This window comes from Pseudomonas sp. R3.Fl (genome assembly GCF_023516765.1).
GTDB lineage: Bacteria > Pseudomonadota > Gammaproteobacteria > Pseudomonadales > Pseudomonadaceae > Pseudomonas > Pseudomonas citronellolis.
The window spans coordinates 3,348,933-3,367,192 of record NZ_JAMGSO010000001.1 but is presented as its reverse complement, the minus strand read 5'-3'; the positions used below and the strand labels follow the sequence as shown (position 1 = coordinate 3,367,192).

The window sequence follows — 18,260 nt, the reverse complement described above, 5'->3', positions numbered from 1 at the left end:
ATGGCCGAGAACCTCCAGCAGCAGCTGTACCAGAACCTGCGCCAGGCCCTGCTCAGCGGGCGCTTCCAGCCCGGCGAGCGGTTGAAGATCCGCGATCTGGCCGACGAATGGGGCACCAGCCCGATGCCGGTGCGCGCCGCGCTGCAGCGGCTGGTCGCCGAGGGTGCCCTGGAGGGCGAGCCGCAACGCTCGCTGCGGGTGCCGCTGATGACCCGCGAGCGCTTCCTGCAGATCCTGCAGATTCGCCGGTCACTGGAGGGGCTTGCCGTGGAGGATGGGGTGCCGCGCCTGCAAGGGGCGGACATCGAGGTCCTGCAGGCCTGTACCGAAGCCATGGAGGAGGCCGTGCGGCGTCGCGACGTGCAGGCCTACCTGGAGCACAACAGCCGCTTCCACCTGACGCTCTACCGCGCCTGCGGCAACCCTACGCTATTGCGCATGATCGAGGCGCTGTGGCTGCAGGTCGGGCCCTTTTTCAACCGGCTGTTCACCGGCGCCGACCTGTCGCTGCGCCTGAACGACTTCCACGGCCAGGCCCTGGACGCGATCCGGCGGGGCGATGCCCGCGGCGCGCGGGCGGCCGTCGAGCAGGACCTGGCCTACTTCGGCCAATACCTGCTGAATCTGCTGGCGCTGGAGTCGGGGGCGAGCGTGACGCGCTGAGGGCGCGTCACTCGGTCTTGATGTAGCGGACGTTTTCCTTGCGGATGAGGATCGTCTGCCCGTCGAGTTGCTCGAACTCGTAGTAGTCGTGGTACTTGTCGAAATCGGCATGGTCCTTTACCAGGACCTCGCTGCCGTCGTTCAGCATCACTACGGCCTTGTCGGCACAGCCGGCCAGGCCGAACAGCAGCGCGCTGAGGAGTAGGAATTTCAGCTTCATAGAGTCTCCAAGGGACATCGTGGACCGGCCTTGGCAGAAGGTTTGGGTACACGCTCGGTAGCCACTGTGACAACCGCTCCGCTTGGAAATTCAGTGCTCCGGGCTCAGGTGTCCAACCATACGTCGCGTGCCCAGGTCCACACCGAGTCCCAGGTTTCCTCGGTCAGTTCGCCGTCCGCCCAGAGCACCACCTCGCCGTCCTGGGCCACCGCATAGTAGTCGTCACCATCGGCGCAGAGCGGTATCAGCTCGCGCGGCAGGCCCATCGCCCAGGCCACCGCGGCCACCTCCGGCAGGTAGGTATGGGAGTGCGGGTCGGTCACCGTGACCGGCTCCAGGCGGCCGTAGATGACGTCGCTGACCTTGAGGAGGAACTCGCGGAATTCCGACGGAAGGCCGATCAGCAGCTCTTCCTCGATCTCCACCAGCAGTTCCTCGTCCGGCAGTTCCAGGGGGACAGGGACGGGCTCGTTGAGTTCACGCAATTGTTCGATGACGTCTTCCACGGCAGGGCCTCTCGATTGACTGGGGCGCTTTATACAGTAGTAGCCGGGCCTGGGCGCAAGTTCACGTCGGGGGTGTTTGGCGGACGAGTGGAAGGGATTGGGGTGGGGGCTGTCCTGAGCGGGGTGTCGATCAGGCGCCATTGGGGTGGTTCCGGGCTACCCTCGCGAATTCCCCGCCACGGAGGCCCGGACCAGGTGTCTCCCGTCGAGGGTACGTCCCTGCAGCCCATCGGGGCTCTCGCGACATTCATGTCGCATGACCTCCTGAGTGCGGGCTTCGCTCGGCCTTCTGAAGGGGCGTTCCGGTGCGCGCAGAGGTTTCTCTGGAAGTCCGAATCGCGGACAGAGTCCGCTCCTACGGTTCCAGGAAGCGCGGGCGTAGGAGCAACCGTCTTGCGCCGGGGCGCTTTTCGTAGGATGGGTTGAGCTTGCGAAATCCATGCGGTTGCGGTGATGGGTATCGCTTCGCTCAACACCATACTACGGGTCTCGTGTTTGCCGGAGGGGGTAGCGGACCTTGTCCGCGATGGCCGGAACCTCCGGCGCGATTCGCGGATGAGATCCGCTCCTACGCTGCCCACTCGCGCCATTCCCCTGTAGGAGCGCGCCCTGCGCGCGAAATCGCGGGCAGGGCCCGCTTACAGGTTGCCGGGAGGCACGGTATTCCTCCCGCCGTAGGAGCGGACTCTGTCCGCGATTGGACTCACCGACTACGCCGGACGCCCCGGTGGCACTCCCGGATACGAAAACGCCGTTTCCCGGTAGAGGGAAACGGCGTTCTGTCTTGCTCAAGCGAACAGCCCTACGGCAGAAGCCATCAGCCGTTCTGGCGGATACCAGCCAGCAGCCAGGGCTGGTCCTGGCCCTGGGCGCGTTCCATGCGCCAGCTTTCGCTGAAGGTTTCGCCCTGGTCGAAGCGCGAGGTCTTGGAGAGGCCGCTGAAGGTCAGGGTGGCGATGGTCTTGTCGGCCTGGTCGTCGACGCCTTCCAGTTGCACCTGCAGGTTGTCGATGTAGGTGGACTGGTAGCCGTCGCCCAGTTCGGCGCGTTCCTGCTTCAGCCACTGCAGCATCTGCGGGGTGACGAACTCGGCGATCTTGTCCATCTCGTTGGCGTCCCAGTGCTGTTGCAGGGACAGGAAGTGCTCGCGGGCGGCGCCGACGAAGCGTTGCTCGTCGAACCAGCTCGGCGCGTTGATCGCCGGAGCGGCCGCGGCCGGGCGGGCGCTGGCGCCGAACGGCGACGGCTGGGCGGCCGGCATCTCGCGCTGCTGCGGCGCATGGCCGGCCATCGCCGGCTGGCCCTGGGCCTGCTGGCGGCGACGGGAAGCGATGAAGCGGAAGGCGATGAAGGCGATCAGCGCGATGATCAGGATGTCGAGGAACTGCATGCCCTGGAAGCCGTCGCCCATGAACATGGAGGCCAGCAGGCCGCCGGCGGCGATGCCGGCCAGCGGGCCGAGCCAGCGGGATGCACCGCCAGCGGCGGCGGCACCTGCCGCCGCACCGGCTGCGGGAGCGGCGGCGTTGGGGGTGTTCGGGGCGGTGTTCGGTTGCGCCTGGCGGGTCTGGTGGCTCGGCGCCGAGCCCATGCTCTTGCCGCCGCCGAAACGTTTGGCGGCATTGACGTCGAGGCTGAGCGTCACGGCGACACAGAAGGCCATGGCAAGGCTGAGAAAGCGCTTCATTGGGGTCATTCTCTTGGTTGGAATACGACGCGCGTCATGTTGCCGAGCATGGCCGCCAGGAACCAGCCGGATTTTGTTTCCGGCTATTGCCCCTGCGCCGCGCCAGGTCTTGGGCCAGAAGGGCTGCGAAGGTCTGTAACCGGGTTTTTCAGCGGCCTCGAAGACGCTGGCCGTTTGATAGGCTGGCGCCCTAGCGGGGCCGCTGGCCGCGCGATCCCCCCACTGCCACATCGCGCGAGGACCGCCGCCATGCACGCTATCGACTTCATCCAGGACCTGGCGGTGATCATGCTGATCGCCGGTTTCGTCACCATCCTCTGCCACCGCTTCAAGCAGCCGGTGGTGCTCGGCTACATCATCGCCGGGGTGATCATCGGCCCGCACACGCCGCCCTTCGGCCTGGTGCACGACGAGCAGACCATCAAGACCCTCGCCGAGCTGGGGGTGATCTTCCTGATGTTCTGCCTGGGCCTGGAGTTCTCCCTGCGCAAGCTGTTCCAGGTCGGCGCCACGGCGTTCATCGCCGCCTTCCTGGAGATCACCCTGATGATCTGGGCCGGCTTCGAGATCGGCCGGCTGTTCGACTGGAACACCATGGATTCGCTGTTCCTCGGCGCCATCCTGGCGATGTCCTCGACCACCATCATCATCAAGGTGCTGGGCGACCTGAAGCTGAAGAACGAGCGCTTCGCCCAGCTGATCTTCGGCGTGCTGATCATCGAGGACATCCTCGGCATCGGCATCATCGCGCTGTTCTCCGGCATCGCCGTGAGCGGCACGGTGGAGGCCGACCAGGTGGTCTCCACGGTGGGCAAGCTGAGCCTGTTCATGGTCGTCGCGCTGGTCGTCGGCATCCTGCTGGTGCCGCGCCTGCTGGCCTACGTGGCGAAGTTCGAGAGCAACGAGATGCTGCTGGTGACGGTGCTCGGCCTGTGCTTCGGCTTCTGCCTGCTGGTGGTGAAGCTGGAGTACAGCATGATCCTCGGCGCCTTCCTGATCGGCGCGATCATGGCCGAATCGCGCCAGCTGGTGCAGATCGAACGGCTGATGGAGCCGGTGCGCGACATGTTCAGCGCCATCTTCTTCGTCGCCATCGGCCTGACCATCGACCCGCGGGTGCTGGTGGACTACGCCGCGCCGATCCTGGTCATCACCCTGGTGGTGGTGCTGGGCAAGCTGGTGTCCTGCGGCACCGGCGCCTACATCGCCGGCAACGACGGGCGCACCTCGATGCGCGTGGGCATGGGCCTGTCGCAGATCGGCGAGTTCTCCTTCATCATCGCTGCCCTGGGCATGAGCCTGGGGGTGACCAGCGACTTCCTCTACCCGGTGGTGGTCGGCGTGTCGGCCATCACCACCCTGCTGACGCCCTACCTGATCCGCTCCGCCGACCCCCTGGCGCTGTACCTGGGGCGCACCCTGCCTTCGCCCATGGTGCGGGTGTTCGGCCTGTACGGCGAGTGGCTGCGCAGCATCCGCCCGCGCGGCGACAAGGCGGTGCTGGCCGGGATGATCCGGCGCATCCTGCTGCAGGTGGGGGTGAACCTGGTGCTGGTGATCGCCATCTTCTTCGGCCTGGCGTTCTTCGCCGGGCGGATCGCCGAGTGGCTGGCCAACTGGGTCGAGCACGAGGCGCTGCACAAGGCGCTGATCTGGGGCGCCGCGCTGCTGCTGTCGCTGCCTTTCCTGATCGCCGCCTACCGCAAGCTCAAGGCGCTGGCCATGCTGCTGGCGGAAATGGGCGTGAAGGCCGAGAGCGCCGGGCGCCACACCGCGCGGGTGCGCCGGGTGATCGCCGAGATGATCCCGCTGCTGTCCCTGGGCGGCATGATGCTGCTGCTGGCGGCGCTCAGCTCGAGCATCCTGCCGCCGGGCGAGCTGCTGGTGGTGGTGGGCCTGGTGGCCGCGCTGGCGCTGGCGGTGGGCTGGCGCTGGTTCATCCGCCTGCATTCGCGGATGCAGATCGCCCTGCTGGAAACCCTGGAGCAGGGCAAGGGCGGGCATTGAGCGTGCCGGGGCGATGCGGCGTATAACCGCGAACGGTTATACGCCCTGCGAAACCCATGCGGTCGTGGTGATGGGTATCGCTTCGCTCAACCCATCCTACGGGGCTACGAGGCTACGGGGCTTTTCGTAGGAGCGAGCTTGCTCGCGAACAGTCCCAGCGATGGCGCCGCCGGTTAATCCGTTCGCGAGCAAGCTCGCTCCTACAGTTGGGGGCGGTGGCTCTACACCGCCTCCAGCTTGGCGTAGCCGAGCATCAGCCACTTGCTGCCTTCGCTGTCGAAGTTCACCTGCACCCGGGCCTGGGCGCCGGAGCCTTCGAAGTTGAGGATCACGCCGTCGCCGAACAGCGGGTGGCGTACCGACTGGCCGAGGGCGAAGGGGGTTTCCGGCACGCCGGCGCCGCTGAACAGGCTGCCGCTGCGCTGGTTGCCCGACAGCGGCCGGCTCACCGAGTTGGACAGGCGGACTTCCTGGATCAGGCTCGGCGGGATTTCGCGGACGAAGCGCGAGACCTTGTTGTAGGTCTCGCTGCCATACAGGCGGCGCGTCTCGGCGTAGGTCAGCACCAGGCGCTGCATGGCGCGGGTGATGCCGACGTAGGCCAGGCGGCGTTCCTCTTCCAGGCGGCCGGGTTCTTCCAGGCTCATCTTGTGCGGGAACAGGCCTTCTTCCATGCCGGCCAGGAACACCAGGGGGAATTCCAGGCCCTTGGCGCTGTGCAGGGTCATCAGCTGCACGCTGTCCTCGAAGGCGTCGGCCTGGGTGTCGCCGGCCTCCAGCGCGGTGTGGTCGAGGAAGGCCACCAGCGGCGGGATGTCCTCGTCCTCGGGGTTCTCGAAGGCGCGGGCGGCGCTGACCAGTTCCTCCAGGTTCTCCACCCGGGCCTGGCCCTTCTCGCCCTTTTCTTCCTTGTGGTAGCTGATCAGCCCGGACTGCTCGATGACCGTCTGGGTCATCTGGTGCAGCGGCATGCCCTCGACCTGCTGGGCCAGCAGGTCGACGGTCTCGAGGAAGCCGTTGAGCGCGCTGGCGGCGCGGCCGGTCACGGCTTTGGCGGCGATCACGTCGTTGATCGCCCGCCACATGGAGGTGCCGTTCAGCCGCGCGGCGTTGCGGATGGCTTCGACGGTCTTCTCGCCGATGCCGCGCGGCGGGATGTTGACCACCCGTTCCAGCGCGGCGTCGTCGTCGCGCAGGCGGATCAGCCGCAGGTAGGCCAGGGCGTTCTTGATCTCGGCGCGCTCGAAGAAGCGCTGGCCGCCGTAGATGCGGTAGGGGATCTTCTCCCGCAGCAGGGCCTCTTCCAGCACCCGCGACTGCGCGTTGGAGCGGTAGAGGATGGCGATCTCGCTGCGCTTGAGGCCGTCCTTGCGCAGGGCGTCCTCGATGGTCTCGACGATGTAGCGGGCTTCGTCGTGCTCGTTGAAGCCGGCGTAGAGGGTGATGGGCTCGCCGTCCACCCCGTCGGTCCAGAGTTCCTTGCCCAGGCGCCCGTGGTTGTTGGCGATCAGGGCGTTGGCGGCCTTGAGGATGGTGGCGGTGGAGCGGTAGTTCTGCTCCAGGCGGATGTCCTCGGTGCCGGCGAAGTCGTCGGCGAACTGCTGGATGTTCTCGATCTTCGCGCCGCGCCAGCCGTAGATCGACTGGTCGTCGTCGCCCACCACCATCAGGCTCTCGCCGCCCTTGGCCAGCAGGCGCAGCCAGGCGTACTGCACGGCGTTGGTGTCCTGGAACTCGTCCACCAGGATGTGCCGGAAGCGCCGCTGGTAGTGCGCCAGCAGGCTGGGGTCGTTGCGCCACAGGTCCAGCGAGCGCAGCAGCAGCTCGGCGAAGTCGACCACCCCGGCGCGGGCGCAGGCCTCTTCGTAGGCCTGGTAGACGCTGACCATGGTGGCCAGGTAGAGGTCGCCGCTGGCCTGGATGTTCTGCGGGCGGTTGCCCTCGTCCTTCTGCGCGTTGATGAACCATTGCGCCTGGCGCGGCGGCCAGCGCTGCTCGTCCAGGCCCAGCTCGCGCACCACGCGCTTGACCAGGCGCAGCTGGTCGTCGCTGTCGAGGATCTGGAAGCCCTCGGGCAGCCCGGCCTCGCGCCAGTGGGCGCGCAGCAGGCGGTGGGCCAGGCCGTGGAAGGTGCCGACCCACATGCCCGCCGGGTTGATCCCCAGCAACTGCTCGATGCGCGCGCGCATCTCCGCCGCTGCCTTGTTGGTGAAGGTCACCGCCAGGATGCTGTGGGGCGAGGCGTGCTCCACCTGGATCAGCCAGGCGATGCGGTGCACCAGCACGCGGGTCTTGCCCGAGCCGGCGCCGGCGAGCACGCGCTGGTGGCCCAGCGGCGCGGCCACGGCCTGGCGCTGCGGGTCGTTGAGGGAGTTGAGCAGGAGGGAGAGGTCGTCGTTCATGGGGCGGCATTCTACCGACGGCGGGGAAAGCCCGGCAAACCAAAGCGCCGTCCGGCACCTGCCCGACGAAAGTTCAGCGATTTGCTGGCATATTGCCGCTTTCCCGAGCTTGGGCGACCCTGCCGCCTCGGTTATGCTCGGGCCACGCCAAGGCCGACCACTACAAGAAAAAGCCGCCTATGACCGCATACCTGGATACCTCGGCCGCGCCTTTCAGCCAGGCCGAGATCCGCCAGCAATACGCCCACGAACTGGCCATCGAGCGCACCCGCCTGCTCTACCAGGGCTCGCGGGTGCCGACCCTGCTCATGCTGCTCAACGGCCTGGCCTGCGCCGGCCTGCTCTGGCATAGCCAGGACGGCCTGCTGCTGTCCGGCTGGCTGGTGTGGCTGGTGCTGCTGGCGGTGATGCGGCTGATCCAGGTCGCCGCCTTCCACAACGCCGAGCCGCAGCGCCAGGCCGAGGCGCACTGGCAGCGGGCGTTCCTCTTCGGCGCCGGCGCCTCGGGGCTGACACTGGCCTTCGCCGCCATCGCCCTGGTGCCGCCCGACGCCTTCCTGCAACAGGCCCTGGTGTTCGGCCTGATCGCCGCGGCCATTCTTTCCGCCAGCGTCGCCTACGCGGTGAGCCTGCCGGCCTTCCTGACCTTCGCCTTGCCCTGCCTGCTGCCGTCCATCGGCTACCTGCTGCTCAAGGGCAGCGACCTGCAGCAGGGCTGGGGGCTGCTCGGCTCGATCCTGCTATCGGCCCTGCTGGTGGTGGCCTGGCAGGTCAACCGGCTGGTCCAGGGCAGCCTGTTGCGGCGCTTCCAGACCCTTGCGCTGGTAGACCACCTGGAGCAGGCCAAGGGGCGCGCGGAAGCCCTCAACCAGGACCTGGGCCGCGAGGTCGAGCAGCGCCGCAGCGCCGAACGCGCCCTGCGCGAGGCGCGCGACCAGCTGCAGGTGCGGGTCGAGGCCGGCAGCGTCGAGCTAAGCAACAGCCAGGCGCGCCTGGCCATGGCCCTGGAGGCCAGCGAGCTGGGGCTATGGGACTGGAACCTGCGCACCGACGAGGTGCACCACTCGCGCCTGCGGGAAATCTTCGGTTTGGACCAGGACGTGGTGCGCAGCATGCGCGCCGACCTGCGCCCGCTGCTGCACCCGGACGACGTGCCGCTGCTGCGCCGGGCCCTGGCCGACCACCTGCGCGGGCGCACCGACGGCTACCGCGTCGAATACCGCGTGCGCCACGCCGACGGCCACTGGGTGTGGGTGGAGGACCGCGGCCGGGTGATGGCCCGCGACGCCCGCGGCAAGGTCACGCGGATGGTCGGCACCCGCTGCGACGTCAGCGCGCGCAAGCGCCGCGAGGAGGAACAGCGCCTGGCCGCCACGGTGTTCGAGGCGGCCAGCGAGGGCATCGTCATCCTCGATGCCGACTACCGCCTGCTGGCGGTCAACCAGGCCTTCAGCCGCGTCACCGGGCACCGCCCGGAAGAGGTGATCGGCCAGGTCGCCACCAGCCTTTCCGGCAACCCCGAGACGCGCCGCCAGTACCTGCTGATCCGCGAGGAGCTGGAGCGCGCCGGCAGCTGGCAGGGCGAGCTGCTGGAGACGCGCAAGAACGGCGAGCCCTACCCGCAATGGCTGCAACTGAACATGGTGCGCGACAACCGCGGCCAGCTGTCCCACGTGGTGGGCTTCTTCGCCGACCTCACCGCGCGCCGCGACGCCGAGGAGCGCCTGCGCTACCTGTCGCACTACGACGAGCTCACCGGCCTGGCCAACCGCGGCCTGTTCAAGCAGCGCCTGCACGACGCCGGCCAGCGCGCGCGGCACAGCGGGCGCAGCCTGGCCCTGCTGCTGATCGACCTGGACCGCTTCAAGCTGCTCAACGACAGCCTCGGCCACGAGGTCGGCGACCAGTTGCTGCGGCAGATCGCCCGGCGCCTGACCCAGGCGGTGCCGGAGGCGGACACCATTGCCCGGCTGTCGGCCGACGAGTTCGCCGTGCTGGTGGATTCCTATTCCAGCCTCTCGGCCCTGGCGCGCCTGTCCAGCCGCCTGCTGACGCGCCTGCGCATGCCGATGAGCGTTGCCGGCGAGGAGCTGATGCTCAGCGCCTCCCTGGGCATCAGCCTGCTGCCGGAGAACGCCCGGGAGATTTCCGCGCTGATGAGCCAGGCGAACATGGCCATGCAGCACGCCAAGCACCTGGGCGGCAACACCTTCCAGTTCTTCACCGACAACCTGCAGGCCTGCACCCTGGAGCGCCTGCAACTGGAAGTGCAGCTGCGCAAGGCCGTCGAGGACGGCCAGCTGGAGGTGCACTACCAGCCCAAGCTGAACCTGGCCAACGGCCGCCTGGACAGCGCCGAGGCCCTGGTGCGCTGGCGCCACCCGGTGCAGGGCATGATCCCGCCCGGCGACTTCATCCCCCTGGCCGAGGAAACCGGGCTGATCGGCGCCATCGGCGAGTTCGTGCTGCGCCGCGCCTGCCACCAGGGGCGCACCTGGCAGGCCCGCGGCCTGGCCGACCTGCGGGTGTCGGTGAACCTCTCGGTGCACCAGCTGCGCCAGGGCAACCTGGTCAGCCTGGTGCGCACCGTGCTCGACGAAACCGGCCTGGAGCCGCGGCTGCTGGAGCTGGAGATCACCGAGAGCCAGCTGCTGGAGAACGTCGAGAGCGTCAGCACCACCTTCCGCCAACTGCGCGAGATGGGCGTGAAGCTGGCCATCGACGACTTCGGCACCGGCTATTCCTCGCTCAGCTACCTCAAGCGCTTCCCGGTGGACTACGTGAAGATCGACCAGACCTTCATCCGCGACCTGTCCGCCCAGGGCGAGGACGCCGCCATCACCCGCGCCATCATCGCCATGGTCCACAGCCTGGAGCTGAAGGTGGTGGCCGAGGGCGTGGAGCGCCAGGAGCAGTTGGACTTCCTGCGCCAGCACCGCTGCGACGAGATCCAGGGCTACCTGATCAGCCCGCCGCTGGCGCCGGCAGCCTTCACCGCCTTCCTGGAGGCCCACGGCCAGCGGCCGCGCTAGGCCGCTCAGCGGTGCGCGTGGTCGCCGCTCACGCCCTGCAACACGGCCTGGTCTATTTCGCTGAAGCGCAGCACGCGGCCGCCTTCGGCCTTGGCCAGGCGCTCGGCGTCGGCCTGGTTGCCGAAGGAGGCGAGGGTGGCGCCCATCGCCCCGGGGCGCTGGATGCCCACCACGTAGTAGGCGCTGGTGGCGTCGATCAGGTGGCGGTCGTCCGGGTGGTTCCAGTCGCTGCGGGCCATGTCGTGCACGTACAGGCGCTGGCCGTCGTGGCGGTTCTCCGGCTGCAGCCACCAGCCGAGCAGCTCGGCGGTGGAGCAGAACTTGCGCACCTTGCCGGCGCTCACGGCCTCGCCCTTGGGCCCGGGGAAGCCGTCGATGAGCATGCCGCAGACGTGGCATTCGTCGCCGTCGTGGAAGGGCACCGGGGCGAGGTTGGCGGCGTCCTGGCGGCCGTCGCCGCAACCGGCGAGCAGCAGGCTGAACAGGGCGGCGGCGAGGTAGAGGCGGGGCAGCGGCATCGGGGGCTCCTTGGAGTGGGGGTTCAGGCCGGGCGGCGCCGGAACAGCCGGTAGGCCAGGGCCAGCGCCGCCGGCGTCCAGGCCGCCAGGGCCAGCCAGAGCACGGCGCCGGGCACCGGCAGGTCGCGGCCCAGGACCAGCACGCCGTCGATCTCCGGGCCGAGGCCGGAGAGGTTGATCAGGCGGTAGATGTCGGTGGGGTTGAGCAACAGCAGCCAGGGCAGCAGTTCGGGGCTGATGCGGCCCTTGCCGAGCACCAGCAGGGCCAGCAGGGCCAGGTCGAAGAGCAGCACGAAGAAGAACCACAGGCCCAGCGCCAGGCCGGCGGCGGTGGACTTCTCGCTCACGCGGCTGCTCAGCGCGTAGGCCATGGCCAGGAAGGCCCAGCCGAGCAGGGTGGAGGACAGGATGAAGCGGGCGAAGGCCCACAGCAGCTGCGACAGCTGGATGTCCGCCACCAGCACGGCGATGGACAGCGCGGCGGCGGCGAAGCCGAGCAGGGTGGCCAGGGCGAGGATCAGCCCGTGGCCGAGGAACTTGCCCAGCAGCAGCTGGCCGCGGCTCAGCGGGTAGGCCAGCAGGAGCAGCAGGGTGCCGCCTTCCTCCTCGCCGACGATGGCGTCGTAGGCCAGCAGCAGGGCGATCAGCGGCATGAGGATGGTGGCCAGGCTGGCGAGGCTGGCCATGGTCGCCGGGATCGAGGTGAAGCCCACCTGCCCGGCGGTGGCCGCGCCGAACCAGGCGATGCCCACGGCGAGCAGGGCGAACAGCAGGCTGATCGCCAGCAGCCAGCGGTTGCGCAGGCCGTCGGCCAGTTCCTTGCGGGCGATGTGCCAGACCGGCGTCATGCTGTTTCTCCGCAGGCGCGCGCGGCGTCCTGCATGTGGTGCAGGTAGAGGTCCTCCAGCGATGGCGGCAGCACCTCCAGGCCCTGGGGTTGTTCTTCCAGCAGCGCCTGCAGCAGCCGGCGCTGCCGCGTTTCGTCGGCCAGCAGCTCGATGCGCCCGCCATCCAGGGCGCGCACGGCGTAGCCGCTGTTGCGCCAGTGGGCCAGCCAGTGTTCGTTGCGCGGGCCGGCGATGCGGATGCGCGTCGGCAGGCCGGCCTCGCGGCGCAGCTCGGCGAGGCTGCCGCAGGTCAGCAGGCGGCCGTGGGCGAGGATGGCGGCGCGGTCGATGTGGGATTCGACGCCGGGCAGCACGTGGGAGCAGAGGATGACCCCGGTGCCCTGGTTGCGCAGGCGGTCGAGCAGGCGGTAGAGCTCGACGGTGGCCAGCGGGTCGAGGCCCACGCTGGGCTCGTCGAGCAGCAGCAGGCGCGGCCGACCGAGGATCGCCTGGGCCAGGCCGAGGCGCTGGCGCATGCCCTTGGAGTAGGTCTTCAGGCGCCGGTTGGCGGCCTGGGTCAGGCCCACCTGTTCCAGCAGCGCGTCCACCTCGGCGGCGGCCGCGCCCTTCAGGCGGGCGAAATGGCGCAGGGTCTCGCGGCCGGTCAGCTGCGGGTAGAAGGTGACGTTCTCCGGGAGGAAGCCGAGCTGGCGGCGCACCGCGGGGGCGTCGGCGGCGTGGCCGAACACCCGCACGCTGCCCGAGTCGGGGTGCAGCAGGCCGAGCATCAGCTTGATGCTGGTGGTCTTGCCGGCGCCGTTGTGGCCGAGCAGGCCGAGCACTTCGCCGGCGGCCAGGTCCAGGTCGAGCCCGTGCAGGGCGGTGAAGGCGCCGTAGCGCAGGCTGGCGCCCTGGATTTGCAGCAGCTTCATGGGGACGCCTCCGCTTGCGGTTCGCGCATCAGCGGGTGGCTGTCGCGCACCCCCGGCGAGCGCGTCACCGGGAAGGCGCGCTGCACCCAGCGCAGCAGTTCGATGGATGGGCTGGCGAGCAGCAGGCGCACCTGCGGGTACAGCCACAGCAGGCGGTCGACGTTGTCGTTGGGCTCGTAGAAGACGTCGCCCAGGCCGTCGTCGTCGCGGTCCCAGCCCAGGTAGTCGCTCCAGTAGTTGCCGCGGCCGTCGACCGACCATTCCTGGGTGCGGTTGGCCACGTAGAGCACCTGCCGGCGGTTGCCGACGAAGGCGTTGCCGGCGATGCGGTTGTCCTCCGAGCCCGCGGTCAGGTGGATGCCCAGGGCGCTGCCGGCCAGGCGGTTGCCCTCGATGCGGTTGTACAGCGAGTTGTAGATGAACAGCGCCTTGCCCTCGGCGCCGGCGATCATGCCTTCGCCGGTCACGCCGCTGCCGCTGCGCACGCCCTCGACGCGGTTGCCTTCGAGGGTCGAATAGGTGATGTAGTTCATCAGGATGCCGTAGTTCTCGTCGTCCACCGAGCGGTTGCCGATCACGCTGAGCTTGCGGCTCTGCATCAGCGCGTAGCCGGTGCGGGTGTGGCGGGTCAGGTTGCCGATCACCCGGCTGTCGTTGGTGAACATGTAGTGCACGCCGTAGCGCAGGTCTTCCAGGCGGTTGTGCTCGATGGCGCTGTCGTTGGCGGTGTCGATGTAGACGCCGTCGCGGGTGTGGCGCACCCGGTTGCCGCGCACCAGGGCGTTGCGCACCGCGTAGAGGTGGATGCCGTTGCCGCGGTCCTGGGAGCGCAGTTGCACATCGCCCTCGATGCGGTTGTCCAGCACCTGGGCGTCTTCGCTGGCGTCGAGCCAGATGCCGAAGCCCGGGCCCTGCAGCCGGTTGCCGCGCAGGACCACGCCGCGGGCGCGCTTCTCGACGAAGATCGCCGAGTCCATGTCGGTCAGGTTGCGGCCCCAGTTGCGCACCCGGCAGCCTTCGAGGGTGACCTCGGCGCTGCGCACGGTGAGGGCGCTGCCCTCGCCCTGGCCATCGAAAGTGGCGCCGTCCTCGCAGCGCAGGTGCATGGGCCGGTCGATGAGGAAGTGGCCGGCGTAGGTGCCGGCCGCCAGCGTCCACTGTCCTTCGCCCGCGGCGCGCAGGGGCAGCTCGTCGATTGGCTGCAGCGCGGCCAGCGCGGGGCCGGCGAGCGTCAGCAGCAGGGCGAGGCAGGCGCGGGAAGTGGGCACGCGGAAGCATCCTCCGGGGGCGTTTGCAGGTGGCGGCTGCCGGGCCCCCGAGCCCGGCAGCGCCCGCGGCCCGTATCAGGCCTTTTCCACCAGCATGCGGCCGACCATTTCCATGTGCAGGGCATGGCAGAACCAGCTGCAGTAGTACCAGTGCACCCCGGGCCTGTCGGCGACGAAGGTGATGGACGAGGTCTGCTGCGGGCTGATCTCCATGTTCACGCCGTGGTTGACCATGGCGAAGCCGTGGGTCACGTCCTCGATCTCGTCGAGGTTGGTGATGGTCACCGTGACCTCGTCACCCTGCTTCACGGTGAACTCGGTGATCCCGTAGGTGGGCGCCATGGAGGTCATGTACACGCGCACCTGCTTGCCGTCGCGGATGACCTTGTTGTCCTTGAGCAGGTCGATGCCGTCCTTCTTCGCCCGGGCCACGGTCGGGGCGAAGAAGGGGTCGTCGCGCGACCAGATCTTGCGCGGCTTGATCTGGTCGCGGCGGGCCATGATGCAGTCGTGCGGCTCGGCGAAGGTGGGGCCGTCGTGGACCAGTTGCATCTCGTCGCCGGAGATGTCGATCAACTGGTCGTTCTCCGGGTGCAGCGGGCCGGTGAGCAGGAAGCGGTCCTTGGAGAACTTGCTCAGCACCACCACCCACTTGCCGTCGGCTTCGCGGGTCTCGCAGAGCGAGGCGTGGTTGTGCCCCGGCTGGTAGTGCACGTCGAGCTTCTGGCGGATGTAGTCGACCTTCTCGCCCTTGTAGGCGCGCACCGCGTCCTCCAGGTTCCACTTCACCAGCTGGCTGTCGATGAACAGCGTGGTGTAGGCGTTGCCGCGGCCGTCGAAGGTGGTGTGCAGCGGGCCCAGGCCCAGCTCCGGCTCGGCGACTATGGTCTCGCGCGGGTCCTTGAGCTTGCCGGCGAAGAGGTCCGGCAGCTTGTCGATGGCGATCATGCTGCAGGTCGGCGACAGCTTGCCGTTGGCGATGAAGTACTTGCCGTCCGGCGAGGTGTTCAGCCCGTGGGGGTTCTTCGGCACCGGGATGTAGCGCGTCACCGCGCTGTCCTTGCCGTCCTTGCGGCGGCCGTCGACCACCGGGACCTTGGAGTCGCCCAGGGTGACGAAGCGCTTGGCCTTGATCTCGGCCTCGATGCGCGGGATGTCGAACACCACCACCCAGTCGCGCTCGTTGCGCATCATGCCGGCCAGGTCCACCGCCTTCTCCGAGTTGTAGCAGGTGGAGGCGGCGAAGCGGCCGGTGTAGTCCATGTCGGTGTTGTCCAGGTTGCCGTCGACGATCACCTGCCAGGCCACCTCCATGGTCTCGGCGTCGATGGCGTTGTACATGGTGAAGGCGTTGTCCGCGCCGGGGTCGAAGCTGGAGCCGTCGTTGGGGTGGGGAATGATGAACTCGGCGTTGCAGAACACGTACTTGGTGTGCGGCACCTTCTGCAGGCGCAGGCCGTGGATGGCCTGGACGTTGGGGACGGTGACGATCCTGTCGCACTTCATGATGTCCAGGCGGATGCGCGCGACGCGGCTGTTGGCCTTGTCGTTGATGAACAGGTACTTGCCATCGTACTTGCCGTCGGTCATGGAGATGTGCGGGTGGTGGCAGTCGCCGTTGTGGAAGCGCGCGCTGTCGCCGAGGATGTGCTTGCTCTCGTTGGTCAGGCCCCAGCCGGTGGCCGAGTCGACGTTGAACACCGGGATGCGCATCAGCTCGCGCATCGAGGGGATGCCCAGCACCCGCACCTCGCCGGAGTGGCCGCCGCTCCAGAAGCCGTAGTACTCGTCCAGCTCGCCGGGGCCGACGTGGGCCTTGGCCTGCGCCGCCTTGACCGTGTCGGCCCAGGCCTCGCGCGGGATCACCGCGCCGCCCAGGGCGCTGGCACCGACCAGCGCCGCGGCGCCGGTGACCGCCGAGGCGCCGAGGAAGTCACGGCGGCTGAAGCCGCTGGCGTCTTCGGGTTGCGGGTGTTTCTTCTCGTTCATGTCCGATCCTCCCAAGTTGCTATTCAAAATTGGCGCATCAGAGTTGGCGCACGGCGATCCGCTCGCCGTCGTCCGCCGGTGCCTGCTTGCTACGTTTCTTGCGCTTGTTCACCAGCGGCGGGCACTTGTTTTCGTCGTGGTAGGTGAGTTGGCAGTCGAGGCAGTAGTGACACTCGTTGGCGTTGATCCGGCCGTCCGGGTGGATGGCCTGGATCTCGCATTCGCGGGCGCACAGCTGGCAGGGTTGGCCGCATTCCTTGCGCCGCTTGAGCCAGTCGAACAGGCGCGCCTTGCCGGGGATGGCCAGGGCCGCGCCGAGCGGGCAGAGGTAGCGGCAATAGACCTTGCGGGTGAACAGGTTGACCAGCAGCAGGCCGGCGGCGTAGGCGACGAAGCCCCACTGGCGGGCGAAGCCCAGGGTGATGGCGGTCTTGAACGGCTCCACCTCGGCGGCGCGCTCGGCAGTGGAGAGCGATTCGAGGGACAGGCCGAACAGCGCCAGCAGGATGATGTACTTGATCGCCCAGAGCCGTTCGTGGACCGCGAAGGGCAATTCGAACTGCGGCACCCGCAGCTTGCGCGCGGCCTCGTTGAGCAGCTCCTGCAGGGCGCCGAACGGGCACAGCCAGCCGCAGAACACGCCGCGTCCCCAGAGCAGCACGCTGGCGGCGGTGAAGGTCCAGAGGATGAACAGGATGGGGTCGCTGAGGAACAGCTCCCAGCGGAAGCCTTCGAACAGCGCGTGGACGAAGGTGAGCACGTTGACCGCCGACAGCTGGCCCAGGCAGTACCAGCCGATGAACACCAGGGTGAACGCCAGGTAGCCGCGGCGCACCCAGTGCAGCAGGTGCGGGCGGCGGGTGAGGGCGTCCTGCAGGAAGAGGATGGTAGCGAGCAGCGCCAGGGCGCCGAGCAGCACGCCGATCCGGAAGCTCTTCTGGTACCAGATGCGCAGCCACAGGGGGCGCTTGGCCTCTTCCAGGGCCGCCAGTTCCTCGGCGCTGGGCTGCGGCCGCAGCAGGTAGGCCTCGGGCGTCTGGTAGGGCAGGGCGAAGCTGGTGAACAGGCTGGCCACCGGGCCGGTCTGGCGGCGCACCAGCAGCTCCAGGTTCCACGGCGTGCCGGGGTCGAAGCGGTGCTGGGCGCGGACGACGAAGACGGCCATCTCGGCGAAGGCCGGCATGCCCTCGGCGTAGACGTCGGACAGGCGCTGGTAGTCGAGGTCGCGGAAGCTGAGGATGTCGCCGAACTGGCGCAGCTGCACCCGGTCGAAGATGCCGCCGCGCACGTAGCCCGAGCCCTTGAACGAATACTGGCCGTTGCCCAGCACGGCGATGGCGTATTCGCCGGGCTTCAGCGAGTCCATCAGCTCCTGGTACTGCCGTTCGCCCAGCAGGTTGCGGCCGACGGTTGGCGGGTTGAGCAGGGCGGTGTAGAGGTCGATGAAGTCGTCCGCGCGGTGCGCCGCATCGGCCGCGCCGACGCCGGCGGCCTCGGTGCCCTTGAAGGCGTCGTCGATCTGCCCGCGGTTCAGTTGCAGGCGGCGGATCGCGCCGTTGCCGGTCAGCTCGGCCCAGGTCGCCGGCTGGAAGGCATCCAGGCGCACCTGCGCGGGCTTGGGCCGCACGCTGCCGCCGTCCTCGATCAGCCCCAGGGACACCGCCACGGTATGGGCGGCGCGCATGACGATCTCGTTGACCACCATCACCGTGACAGTGGCGCCGGCGACGGCATCGATGGTGGTCGTCTGGGCGTCGCTGGAGCGGCCGACCACCACGCGCTGGTCGGCCCGAACGCCGGCATAGCCGGCGGTGAAGGCATGCAGTTTCTCGACGGGAATGCCGATCAGCAGGATCGGCTCATGGTGTTCCAGCACATAGGCGTCGCGGATCACCGCATGGGGATCGAGGATCACCTGCAGGTTGATCGGCTTGCCGGAATAGGCCGGCATCTGCGTGACGCGGATGCTCTGGAAGGCGTAGCCGAGCAGCTCGTCGCCCTTGAACAGGCGGCGCACGCCGAATTCGCCCTCGGCGTCGCCGATGCGCTCGACGCCGGGGAACACCTGGGTGATGCGCGTGCGCTCCAGGTCGCTGAGTTCGGCGCCGTGGGCGGCCAGGCCGACCAGTAGCAGCAGCCAGCCCAGCAGCAGATGGAGGCACCAGACGGCGCCTTTGCGCCCGGCATCGGGCTCCGTTCTACAGTGGGC

General features: G+C 68.7%; 13 protein-coding genes. 3 read left to right on the top strand and 10 right to left on the bottom strand.

Annotation, left to right across the window (positions count from 1 at the left end; translation table 11 throughout):
• Nucleotides 1-663, top strand: a complete 663-nt coding sequence (locus M8R19_RS14825; protein WP_283939465.1) for a GntR family transcriptional regulator — start codon at nucleotides 1-3, stop codon at nucleotides 661-663.
• A 7-nt stretch (nucleotides 664-670) separates the two neighbouring features.
• Here the strand turns inward: M8R19_RS14825 and M8R19_RS14820 are convergent, their stop codons facing one another.
• The 3 genes from M8R19_RS14820 to M8R19_RS14810 form a co-directional block, all read right to left on the bottom strand.
• On the bottom strand, nucleotides 671-883 hold the full coding sequence (locus tag M8R19_RS14820) for a YgdI/YgdR family lipoprotein (protein ID WP_009614860.1): 213 nt from the start codon (nucleotides 881-883) through the stop codon (nucleotides 671-673).
• Nucleotides 884-987: 104 nt separating this feature from the next.
• Nucleotides 988-1,389: an SMI1/KNR4 family protein gene (locus M8R19_RS14815; protein ID WP_249918165.1), complete on the bottom strand. Its 402-nt coding sequence runs from the start codon at nucleotides 1,387-1,389 to the stop codon at nucleotides 988-990.
• Nucleotides 1,390-2,206: 817 nt separating this feature from the next.
• Nucleotides 2,207-3,076 (bottom strand): Tim44 domain-containing protein, encoded by an 870-nt coding sequence (locus tag M8R19_RS14810; protein ID WP_249918164.1) that lies wholly within the window; start codon nucleotides 3,074-3,076, stop codon nucleotides 2,207-2,209.
• Nucleotides 3,077-3,325: 249 nt separating this feature from the next.
• Between M8R19_RS14810 and M8R19_RS14805 the strand changes: the two genes are divergently transcribed.
• Entirely contained in the window at nucleotides 3,326-5,083 is a 1,758-nt protein-coding gene (locus M8R19_RS14805) for a cation:proton antiporter (RefSeq protein ID WP_074978280.1), read from the top strand.
• Between the two features lie 221 nt (nucleotides 5,084-5,304).
• Here the strand turns inward: M8R19_RS14805 and uvrD are convergent, their stop codons facing one another.
• A complete protein-coding gene (gene uvrD, locus M8R19_RS14800) occupies nucleotides 5,305-7,485 on the bottom strand; it encodes a DNA helicase II (protein WP_074978250.1) in 2,181 nt (726 codons plus the stop codon).
• Between the two features lie 179 nt (nucleotides 7,486-7,664).
• On the opposite strand from uvrD, the gene M8R19_RS14795 reads away from it, so the two are divergent.
• Entirely contained in the window at nucleotides 7,665-10,517 is a 2,853-nt protein-coding gene (locus tag M8R19_RS14795) for an EAL domain-containing protein (protein WP_249918163.1), read from the top strand.
• Nucleotides 10,518-10,522: 5 nt separating this feature from the next.
• Here the strand turns inward: M8R19_RS14795 and M8R19_RS14790 are convergent, their stop codons facing one another.
• The 6 genes from M8R19_RS14790 to nosR form a co-directional block, all read right to left on the bottom strand.
• Nucleotides 10,523-11,035 carry a nitrous oxide reductase accessory protein NosL gene (locus M8R19_RS14790; protein ID WP_074978244.1) on the bottom strand — a complete coding sequence of 171 codons (513 nt, stop codon included), beginning with the start codon at nucleotides 11,033-11,035 and terminating at the stop codon, nucleotides 10,523-10,525.
• Nucleotides 11,036-11,058: 23 nt separating this feature from the next.
• Nucleotides 11,059-11,883 (bottom strand): ABC transporter permease, encoded by an 825-nt coding sequence (locus tag M8R19_RS14785; protein WP_009614874.1) that lies wholly within the window; start codon nucleotides 11,881-11,883, stop codon nucleotides 11,059-11,061.
• Entirely contained in the window at nucleotides 11,880-12,794 is a 915-nt protein-coding gene (locus M8R19_RS14780) for an ABC transporter ATP-binding protein (RefSeq protein ID WP_074978240.1), read from the bottom strand. Before M8R19_RS14780 ends, M8R19_RS14785 begins: the two co-directional genes overlap by 4 nt.
• Nucleotides 12,791-14,062, bottom strand: coding sequence for a nitrous oxide reductase family maturation protein NosD (locus M8R19_RS14775; protein ID WP_370311023.1), 1,272 nt, complete (start codon nucleotides 14,060-14,062; stop codon nucleotides 12,791-12,793). The genes M8R19_RS14780 and M8R19_RS14775 overlap by 4 nt, the downstream gene beginning before the upstream one ends.
• Before the next feature lie 75 nt (nucleotides 14,063-14,137).
• Nucleotides 14,138-16,051: a TAT-dependent nitrous-oxide reductase gene (nosZ, locus tag M8R19_RS14770; RefSeq protein WP_074978235.1), complete on the bottom strand. Its 1,914-nt coding sequence runs from the start codon at nucleotides 16,049-16,051 to the stop codon at nucleotides 14,138-14,140.
• Between the two features lie 37 nt (nucleotides 16,052-16,088).
• Nucleotides 16,089-18,188 carry a transcriptional regulator NosR gene (gene nosR / locus M8R19_RS14765; RefSeq protein WP_249920180.1) on the bottom strand — a complete coding sequence of 700 codons (2,100 nt, stop codon included), beginning with the start codon at nucleotides 18,186-18,188 and terminating at the stop codon, nucleotides 16,089-16,091.
• Nucleotides 18,189-18,260: the final 72 nt, after the last annotated feature.

Coding starts and splice junctions, on each gene's coding strand:
- M8R19_RS14825 (WP_283939465.1), top strand. CDS start 1: ATGGCCGAGAACCTCCAGCAGCAGCTGTACCAGAACCTGCGCCAGGCC.
- M8R19_RS14820 (WP_009614860.1), bottom strand. CDS start 883: ATGAAGCTGAAATTCCTACTCCTCAGCGCGCTGCTGTTCGGCCTGGCC.
- M8R19_RS14810 (WP_249918164.1), bottom strand. CDS start 3,076: ATGAAGCGCTTTCTCAGCCTTGCCATGGCCTTCTGTGTCGCCGTGACG.
- M8R19_RS14805 (WP_074978280.1), top strand. CDS start 3,326: ATGCACGCTATCGACTTCATCCAGGACCTGGCGGTGATCATGCTGATC.
- uvrD (WP_074978250.1), bottom strand. CDS start 7,485: ATGAACGACGACCTCTCCCTCCTGCTCAACTCCCTCAACGACCCGCAG.
- M8R19_RS14795 (WP_249918163.1), top strand. CDS start 7,665: ATGACCGCATACCTGGATACCTCGGCCGCGCCTTTCAGCCAGGCCGAG.
- M8R19_RS14790 (WP_074978244.1), bottom strand. CDS start 11,035: ATGCCGCTGCCCCGCCTCTACCTCGCCGCCGCCCTGTTCAGCCTGCTG.
- M8R19_RS14785 (WP_009614874.1), bottom strand. CDS start 11,883: ATGACGCCGGTCTGGCACATCGCCCGCAAGGAACTGGCCGACGGCCTG.
- M8R19_RS14780 (WP_074978240.1), bottom strand. CDS start 12,794: ATGAAGCTGCTGCAAATCCAGGGCGCCAGCCTGCGCTACGGCGCCTTC.
- nosZ (WP_074978235.1), bottom strand. CDS start 16,051: ATGAACGAGAAGAAACACCCGCAACCCGAAGACGCCAGCGGCTTCAGC.